Annotated in this window: 7 protein-coding genes; 4 read left to right on the forward strand and 3 right to left on the reverse strand. The window is 66.5% G+C overall.

The annotated features are described in order from the left end of the window. Positions 1 to 104 precede the first annotated feature (104 nt). The gene (locus ACFPZ3_RS46825; protein WP_379520879.1) at positions 105 to 401 is read right to left on the reverse strand and encodes a HEAT repeat domain-containing protein; all 297 of its coding nucleotides are present in this window, start codon (positions 399 to 401) and stop codon (positions 105 to 107) included. 27 nt (positions 402 to 428) lie between these two features. On the opposite strand from ACFPZ3_RS46825, the gene ACFPZ3_RS46830 reads away from it, so the two are divergent. Then, a complete protein-coding gene (locus ACFPZ3_RS46830; protein WP_379520880.1) occupies positions 429 to 731 on the forward strand; it encodes a hypothetical protein in 303 nt (100 codons plus the stop codon). Positions 732 to 917: 186 nt separating this feature from the next. Here the strand turns inward: ACFPZ3_RS46830 and ACFPZ3_RS46835 are convergent, their stop codons facing one another. Beyond that, complete coding sequence (locus ACFPZ3_RS46835) at positions 918 to 1,970, reverse strand: alpha/beta hydrolase family protein (RefSeq protein ID WP_379520881.1); 1,053 nt, start codon at positions 1,968 to 1,970, stop codon at positions 918 to 920. A gap of 307 nt (positions 1,971 to 2,277) precedes the next feature. On the opposite strand from ACFPZ3_RS46835, the gene ACFPZ3_RS46840 reads away from it, so the two are divergent. Continuing rightward, positions 2,278 to 2,886: a helix-turn-helix domain-containing protein gene (locus ACFPZ3_RS46840; protein WP_379520882.1), complete on the forward strand. Its 609-nt coding sequence runs from the start codon at positions 2,278 to 2,280 to the stop codon at positions 2,884 to 2,886. 694 nt (positions 2,887 to 3,580) lie between these two features. Here ACFPZ3_RS46840 and dprA read toward each other — a convergent pair. After that, a complete protein-coding gene (dprA, locus tag ACFPZ3_RS46845) occupies positions 3,581 to 4,786 on the reverse strand; it encodes a DNA-processing protein DprA (protein WP_379520883.1) in 1,206 nt (401 codons plus the stop codon). Between the two features lie 1,158 nt (positions 4,787 to 5,944). Here dprA and ACFPZ3_RS46850 point away from each other — a divergent pair. Next, positions 5,945 to 6,769, forward strand: a complete 825-nt coding sequence (locus ACFPZ3_RS46850; RefSeq protein WP_379520884.1) for a DUF2637 domain-containing protein — start codon at positions 5,945 to 5,947, stop codon at positions 6,767 to 6,769. Further along, complete coding sequence (locus ACFPZ3_RS46855) at positions 6,750 to 8,780, forward strand: ATP-binding protein (RefSeq protein WP_379520885.1); 2,031 nt, start codon at positions 6,750 to 6,752, stop codon at positions 8,778 to 8,780. The genes ACFPZ3_RS46850 and ACFPZ3_RS46855 overlap by 20 nt, the downstream gene beginning before the upstream one ends. The last annotated feature ends 203 nt before the right edge of the window (positions 8,781 to 8,983 follow it).

Raw genomic sequence — 8,983 nt, forward strand, 5'->3', positions numbered from 1 at the left:
TTCTAAAATCGCCGATGTCGTTTCCCGAAGTCGCCTGCACGGATGTCTGAAGTCCTGCGCACAAGGCGTGGTGCCCGTCGTAGAGAGTCCGCGGGAAGACGTCTTCAGCTCTGATGTCCGGCGAGCCTGGGTGCCACCCTCCGAAGGTTGATCAGGACGGTGGGGTCGGTTTCGGTCTTCAGTAGCGCTGCCAGCTGGGGCTGTAGGTGACGCAAGCTCAGGTGTCCGACGACTTGGACCGCGGTCCAGCGCACGGCCGGCTTTTCGTCGCTGAGGGCGGTCGAGAGGAGTTCGTCGGCTCCTGGACCGACCGCGTAGCGCAGGTAGTGAATCGCGGTGACGCGCAGGCTTGAATGCGGGGATGAGAGGGGGTGCCATCGACTGAGTATTGGTATCGCCAACCCGTCGAGCGTACGAGGTCGAAGACCGTGCCGACCGCCGAGCTGATGCTGGCCCTACGTGATGAGGCCAGTCCCCAGCTGAGTGTCTGGCCGCACCCTGACGTGCTGGCGATCTTCCGTCCGTACGCGGAGGAAACCGTCGACTTCGACGTCGGCCTCCGGGAACTGCAGGGCCAGGAACGCTTGGACGTGTTATGCGGTTTCCTGCGGGCATTTGGCCGCCGCCTGGGCAAACCCGTGGTGATGACCCCAGAAGGAGGACCGGAGCATCCTGTGCTCGGCTTCGACGTTACGACCGGCCGCGTGGTGTTGATGGTCGAGCTGCGATAACTGCGTTTCACCCTGTGGCCGCCCACCGTTGCGCACGCGAATATGGACGCACCGGTTGTTCAGAGACCTCTGCACAGACCCCCAGAACCGCAGCACACTCGCGCACATGACTCCGGAAGCGACAGGCCATACCCCAAGAGCCCCACGAAGCGGTCCGCATCAGCCAGAAATGCCCCTGAATCTCAATCAGATGGAGGGTGGCTTGGCTCCAGGCGGCAGCCGGACAACCCCGACCCCCGCCGTCAGCCACTCAGCGAGGTCGTCGACGACGGCCACATCGACGTGTTGCGCAGGCTCGTACTCCGCGGGCGTGGACGGCCCAGCGCCGGGAAAGAACAGGTGGTTGTCGGCGTCGTACACGCGGATCGTGACGTCAGGCCGATGTGCGAGACCAGCTCTCCATCCCGACAGGTCGTCCGCGACCGTCACCTGATAGTCACGACCCCCCTGAAGGATGAGCATCGGTTTGTCCAGTGCCACCGCGGTGGCGACCGGGTCGTAGCCGCGCATGTCCAGCCAGTACGAAGCCGACATTCCAAACGGCAGTGCCCCGGCCGATGTTGAGGGCGACAGGTCAGGGCTGTCCACCATCGCGGCCTGCCGCGTGATCTCCTCGACCATGGCCTGCGGGATCACGTCGGGCCCCAGCGCGGCGAGGTAGCGAGCTACGCGTACAGCGGAGCGGTGCATCGGCTGCGTGTCGCCCGCCAGGATGACCAGACCGGCGACGGAGGGTTCGGCGGCCGCCACCCGCGGAGCGACCTTGCCTCCCATGCTGTGCCCCACGACGAACACCCGCGCCGGGTCGACTCCCGGCTGATGTTGGAGAAGGTGTACGGCGGCGACCGCATGCGGTACGTACTCGCCGGTCATCGTGAAGTCGGGCGCGTTCACCACGTGACCGTGTGTGTGAGTCACCTTGTCGAACCGCAGTACGGCCACGCCCCGGCTCGCCAGCCCCCATGCGAGGTCTTTGAGCGGCTTGTTCGACCCACTGGTCTCGTCGCGGTCGAACGGCCCTCCTCCGCTCAGGAGCACGACGGCCGGCCGCTGCCCGTCGCCATGCGGCAGGCTCAGCGTGCCCGGTACGGCGAGCGGATCGGAACCGATCGTGATTTCCTGCTCGGCGAAGCTTTCCGGCGCTGCATAGGACGGCGGGGTCCACGGGCTCGTGGCTGCGGGCGCGAGCTGCAGCCCATGCAGTTTGCCAGCGGGATCGATCGATGTGACCAGAGTCATTCCTCCCTGCTCACACATAACCGGAACGCTCACCCGTACCAGCCCAGAGTCGACCGACTGGCCCACCGGCTGCCCGACGCCAGAAACCGGGCCGCGCCTGGCGACCTCGGCCGTCCACGCGATCTGCAACGTCTGCGCGGACACGACTTCGCGCAGCGGCGGAGCGAACAGATCTTCGATCTCGCCAAAGCGCCCCTCACACGCCATCTCGACAACCACGACGGCGACCTCTATCGGATCGGCTCCCACGGCTCACCTCCACTAATCTCATTCTTGAGAAAGGTAGCACATGTGAGACCATTGGACGGTGGACACTTTGGAACTCCTTGCACACCCGGTACGGCTGCGCGTCGTCCATGCGATGCGCGGAGGGCGTACGTTGACGACCTCCGAGCTTTGCGCGCGGATCCCCGATGTCTCCAAGGCCACGCTTTACCGGCATATCGACCTTCTGGCGACCGAGGGAGTCCTGGAGGTGGCCGACGAACGGCGGGTACGGGGAGCGGTGGAGCGCCGATACCGCCTACGTCAGGACCTCGCGGTGATCGACGACGCCGCGATCAAATCGCTGTCGCCCGACGATCATCGGAGCGGATTCGCGACGGCCATGGCCATCTTGCTCGCCGAGTTCAACGCCTACCTCAATCGCGATCACGCTGACCCGGTGAATGACCTGGTCGGATATCGGCAGCACGCGATCTGGCTCAGCCGGGACGAACTCCACGAACTGATCGGTGAGCTGCGCAGCGCCATCGCACCCCGCCTGGCCAACCGCTCTTCACCCGACCGCGCCCAATACCTGCTCAGCCCAATCCTGTTCCCGATCGAGGCATCGTCCCCCGCCTCTCAGACCGACCCCGAGCCCCATACCGGCCCCGAGCCCGACCCCCAGTCCAGGCCCAGGCCCGCACCATAGATCAACTCTGAGCCCCCACCGCAGTCCGAGCCCAGGCCCGAGCCACAGACCAGGCCCGGGCCCCCGCCGTATACCAGTACTGGGCCCGCACCTCAGGCCAATTGCGGGCCCGCACCTCAAGCCAAGCGCGGGCCCGCGCCTCAAGCCAAGTGCGAGCCTGCACCTCAAGCCAAGTGCGAGCCTGCATCCTAGATCGGCGTCTCAAGCCCGGACGTTGTGGCCCGCAGGCTGGCGGCTCGGTCACGTCACCTGTGAGGCCGGGACATGGTGACGGCCATCGCTTGATCCTTACATAGCCCAGTCGAGACCGAAGGAGAGCAGAACGATGGCCGCAGACAACAGTCTGGCGTGTGATCGTCGCCAGCCAAAGCAGATCGTGAACCGGTGACTCCTACTTTGTTGGTGCGTTCCATCGTGCGGATCGCTGCGTACAGCCGACGCCCCCTGCACCGGGCACACCCTCCAACCGTCCTTCCTTGAAAGCTCCTTCGTCGAAGCCCCTGAGCGGTCTCCGCTGCGCCATGAACGTTCCACGCCATCGCCCCAGCCGACGAGGTGGATGCTGACCCTCAGCCGGCGAGAGACGCTCGGCTTCTCATGTCGCGATGAAGGGCGTGTTGGTGGCGAGACGGGGGTTCAAGCGCAGGTTGGATGTGGGGCGAAGATCCATCGGCTGCGCCGGGCCGAGGGGTGGTCATCCGCGCAAGAAGTCGTCGCGCTCCGAGACCGTGTGGGGCCGTCGCTCGATCTCGGGGGTTGGGAAGTCGTCTGGGGCCGGTGGGGTGTCGGTGGGATCGGGTTCGGGGGTGGGCGGGGGCGCCAGGGCTGCGGAGTCGGGGGCTTTGCGGTACGCGGTTGTTTGCTTGCGGAGGCGCCAACCGTTCGTGGTTCGTTCTATGTAGCCCGCGGCTGCCAGGCCACCCAATGCGCTCAGCGTCGCGTCCAGGCCCACGCCGGCCGCTACCGCGATCGAGGCCGGGCCGGCTCCGCCTCGGGCCGGGACCGCGTCCAGAACCCTTTTGGTCGGCTCGTTGAGTTTGTCTCTGGGGAAGATCGGGGCACGGGTTTGCGAGGCCAGGTCCTCGCCCAGCACGCCGACGAGATCGATCATGTCCTCTGGTGAGGTCACGCATACCGCTTTGCGTTCTCGGAGGAGTCTGTGGCAGCCGGCTGACATGCTTGAAGTGATCGGGCCTGGTACGGCACCCAGATGTCTGTTGAGGGACAGGGCGTGAGTGGCCGTGTTGAGGGCGCCACTGCGGACGGCGGCCTCAACCACCACTGTGCCTCTGGACAGGGCGGCTATCAGGCGGTTTCTGATGAGGAATCGGGCTCGGGTCGGGTGGACGCCGGGTGGGCACTCGCTGATCACGACGCCCTGTTTTCTTACCGCGGCGAACAAGGTGTCGTGGCTGCTCGGATAGCAGACGTCCACACCACAGGCCAGGACCACGACCGTCGGTGATCCGGCGGCCAAGGCGCCTTTGTGAGCCGCCCCGTCGACGCCGAACGCTCCACCCGACACGACCGTCCAGCCTGACTCGCTGAGGCCGATGCCGAACTCGGCTGCGACGTGCGAACCGTACGAGGTGGCGGCTCTGGCGCCGACCACCGCCACCGATTTGAGGCAGGAGAAGCGGAGGTCCGCTGTGCCGTGTGCCCACAGGCCCAGGGGGCGGCTCATGCCTAGCTGATCCAGCTGGGTGGGCCATTCCGGGTCGTCCGGGATGATCAGTCGGGCGCCGCAACTTTCACCTGCTTCGATGTCGGCTGCGGGGTTGGCGGCGGCCAGGCGGGCGTACCAGGTGTTCAGGCGAGAGGTCAGGTCCGGTGGGCGTTCTTGCTGGGCTTCTCGGGCTATGAACTCTGGTGGGAGGGTACGGGTGCGGATCGCCTCCACGGCTTGCCGGGCTCCGTGTTGGGATACCAGGCGGCCCATGATCGTGTCCCCAACGTCCGAGGCTCTCATGAGAGCGGCCCTGGCCTCGGCTTCGGTTTGTGTCCTGATCCTGGTCTGTGCCGCCACCCGGGTTTGAGCCGGGCTCGCGGCCGCCGGAGGTGCGTGAGGGCCTGCGAACGTGGAAAACGTGGCGGCCCTGTCCAGCACAGGAGGTGTAGTGGTTCCGCCCGATGCAGGAGGCGTGGTGGTCTCCTCCGGCGCAGAAGGCGTGGTCGCCCCACCCGGCGCAGAAGGCGTGGTGGTTCCGCCCGGCGCAGGAGACGTGGTCGCCCCACCCGATGCGGAAGGCATAGCGGTCCCGCCCGATGCGGGAGGCGTAGTGGTTCCGCCCGATGCGGGAGGCGTAGTGGTTCCGCTGGAGGTGGGGAATGTAGTGGTTCCGTTGGTCGTGGGGATTGCGTGGGCCCCGCTCGTCGCAGGAGGTGTGGTGGTCCGGCCCTGCGCGGGAAAAGTGCGAGTCGGGCCTCTCACCGGAAGGGTGGTGGTCCTGGTCGCTGCAGGAAGAGCGACGATCATGGTGGCTTCTCCGAGTGTGGCCGTCGTGTGAGGGCCTTCCGGTGGCGCGCTGCTGGTCGAGAAGCTGTCCGAAGGCTGGGCGGTGAAGGAGCCGTCCAGGGATCCGGAGATTGAGGAGTTATCCGAAGCTGCGGTGGCCGTGGAACCCTCCAAGGGCGCGGAGACCAAGCGGCCCTCCGAAACTGCGGTGGCCGTGGAGCCCTCCAGGGGCGCGGAGGCCAAGCAGCCCTGCGAAACTGCGGTGGCCGAGGAGTCCTCCGGGGGTGCAGGGGTCAAGGAGGTGTCGGAGTGTGGCTGGGAGTGTTCAGAGTGTGGCTGGGAGTGGTCGGTGGTTGATGTACGGGCGTGGGGCATGAGAGTTCCTAGGGGTGTGTCGGGACCCGGTCTCATGGCGGGCGGTGCCGGGGTTGCGGGGTTCCTCTTCTCCTTGCGGGGTGGGGGTAGCTACGGCTTTACGCCCAGCCAGAAGCCGAGGGCGGCGTTGGTCTCGTCTCGACCGGGGGCGTCCTTGTCGGCCAGGTCAGCCAGGGTCCAGGCCACTCCAAGGACAGAGAGTCGGCAGAATTCGTCAGGAGCCCTGGCATGGCCGTCACCTCAAAGCCCTTCACCGACGAGAAGACCGTCACGCCGCCCTCGTGGCGGCGGCGTATCCGACTCGCCCTGACGCGCACGCGTCGTGTGCCACCCCCACTGCCCCCTCTTCCGAGTGGCACAGAGACCCGTGGTGACCGGTTGATCCGGAGCGTCGCGGTGACCATCTTGCTCGGCGTCGCGGGGGCTGCCGCGTACGTCTCGTACCACCACTTCTATGCCTTGGCGATCTCTCTCGGAGAGCGGCACGACATGGCTGTGCTCTATCCGGCGATGAGCGACGGCGTGATCGTGATGGCCTCGCTCGTCATGGTCTACTGCTCGCGCCGGAGACTGCCTGTGCCGGTCCTGGCGTGGGCCTCGCTGGGCGTTGGAGGCGTGGTCACACTGGTGGCCAACGTGGCTCACGGATGGTCCGGTGGGACTGGATCACGCCTGCTCAGCGCCCTTGCACCGGTGGCGTTCGTGGCGGCGTACGAGCTGTTGATGTGGCTGGTGCGGAGCGGCCGGAAAACCGTCTCCGACATCCCCGAGACGGATCACGTGTGCCGCTGCGCCGAGACCTCTGAGGAAGTGGCACAGGTTGTGCCACTTCTGCCGGTGGACCGCTTCGAGGCGGCACGGCTCACCTATGAAGAGAGCCTCCAGCCGGGCAACAAGAGGGTCGGTCGCCGTGCCCTCATGAACCGGTGGGGGCTGGAGCAGCGCGAGGCGGAAGAGATCATCGCCGAAGTGGAACAGGGCCGCTCCCAGCCTGCTCCGTCCCTCAACGGGTCCTCCGCGAACGGGGCGGGACATGGACGAGACACGACCTGACGCCAGCACCGAACTGGAGCCGGTCATCTACGAGGCCGAGGTCATCGAACCCACCAGCACGATGGAGGTGCAGCGCATTCGCCGGCTGACCCGGCGCGCGGTCGCGGCGGCGAAGGGATTGCTCGTTCATCCCCTCGCCGTCTTGCAGGGCTGGCACTCGTGGACGCTCCGAGCCTGGGACGCTCTCACGTTGGGTGTGTACCGGCGACAGATCCGAGCCGCCGAGGCGACCGGCGACCGTGCGGGCCTGGCCGAGTGGGTTGAGAGGAAGGGCCTGGCCGTCCGGGAGCGCCACATCCGGCTCATGGACATGCCGCACGTGGTCTTCGGCTTGCTCAAGGTGATCGTGGCCATACTGCTCACGGTCACCTTGGTCATCCCGCTCATCGCGCTGTTGGTGTGGATGGTCGGCGGGGACGGCGGCGCTGTGTTTCGGTGGGTCGGCGGCACGATCCGGTGGCTCTTCGATGCCGTGGCGTTCCTGTGGTGGCCGTTCCTGGTCAGTCTGCCCATCGTCGCCGTTCTCGGCGGATGGCGAGAAGGCCGACGCCGAGGCAGGCCACCGACCTGGCTGGCCACGGCCTCTGATGCCGACATCGACGTGACTATCGACGAGACCACGATCGCCCGTGCCCTGGGGGCGTTGCGGATCCCGCAGATCACCACCTACCTCAAGCAGGGGTTGCCCCTGCAGTTCATCGTCCCTGCACGGCGGGACGGTCGTGGGACGCACGCCGTGCTCCGGCTGCCCGCTGGCGTGCCCGCCGAGAAGCTCGGTCAGCGTCGTGCCGACCTGGCCACGGGGCTGTATCGGGCGGCGAAGGAGGTGTGGCCGACCACCGGCAGCGAGGCGGGCATCCTCGATCTATGGGTGGCCGACAAGGGCGCTCTTGCCGAAGGAGCTGGCCCGTATCCGCTGCTGACCGCAGGGACGACCGACGTGTTCAAGGGCGTCCCGTTCGGCCGGACTCTTCGCGGAGACCCGATGATCGCTCCGTTGATGGAGCGCAACACCATCACGGGTGGCATGCCCGGTCAGGGCAAGTCCAGTGCGGCCAGGGTCATCATGGCCGGTGCCGCTCTGGATCCCACGGCCGAGCTGCGCATCTGGGTGCCGGACGCGAACTTCGACTTCGAGTGCTTCAAGCGGCGGTGCTCCCGCTACGTCATGGGAGCCGAAGACGAGAAGATCGAGCGGATTCTCTTCCACCTGCGTGAGCTGTATGCCGAGGTGCAGTCGCGAGGCGGGCTGCTGATCGAGTACCAGGAGCCTGCCGTCACGCGGAAGTTGGCCAGCGCCGGAGTCGGTCTCCATCCGCTGATCTGCCTGCTTGAAGAGGCGCATATCGCCATCACGCACAAGACGCACGGCGAGGAGATCTCCGAACTACTGAAGGACATCGTCCGTCTTGGCCGCAAGCGTGGCATTCACCTGATCGTGTCCACCCAGGCCCCGACCAAGGACAGCATGCCGCGTGACGTCACGCGGAACTGCTCGAACGGGGTGGCGTTCGCGGTCGGCGACCACGTGGCCAATGATGCGCTGCTGGGTGCTGGTGCCTACCGGGGCGGTCACAGGGCAACCGAGTTGCTTCCCGGCGTGGACCGGGGCACGGCCATCGTGAAGGGATTCACCGGGGAGCGGTCGGACATCGTCCAGGTGTACTTCTTGTCGATCAGCAAGGAGAACGACCAGGTGACACCCATCATCGATCGGGCCATGGCTGCGATGCAGGGCGTTCCCGACCGTCCGCAGGCCGAGGGGTCACGCGACCTCCTGGCCGACCTGGACGCGGTGATGGGTGACGATCGAGTGAGGTTGGCCGATCTGCCCGGCCTGCTGCGGCAGCTCGCGCCCGACTGGTTTCCGTACAAGAGCCTGACCGGCTCTCAGCTGAGGGACCTCCTGACCCGGGAGCACGGCGTCAGGGTGACCAACACGGGCAATGTGCCCCGGCTGGATCCGGCCGACGTGCGGCGTGCCCTCTCTGAGCAGGACGAGAGCGAGTGAGGTTGAGTCAGCCCCCCGGACGGTTGCGTTCCGAGGGGCTGACAGACTTCGATCTAACCTGCCTAACCAGCTAACTTGGCTAACTTTCTCCAGGTCACGCCCCTGATGAAGCCACGACCAGGGCAGGTTGGATAACTAACTGAGTTGGGTGTAGCTCTTTTGTAGTGAGTTGCTGAGCTGGGCGTTCGCTGTCCTGGCTGTTT

The organism is Nonomuraea insulae, from assembly GCF_042656245.1.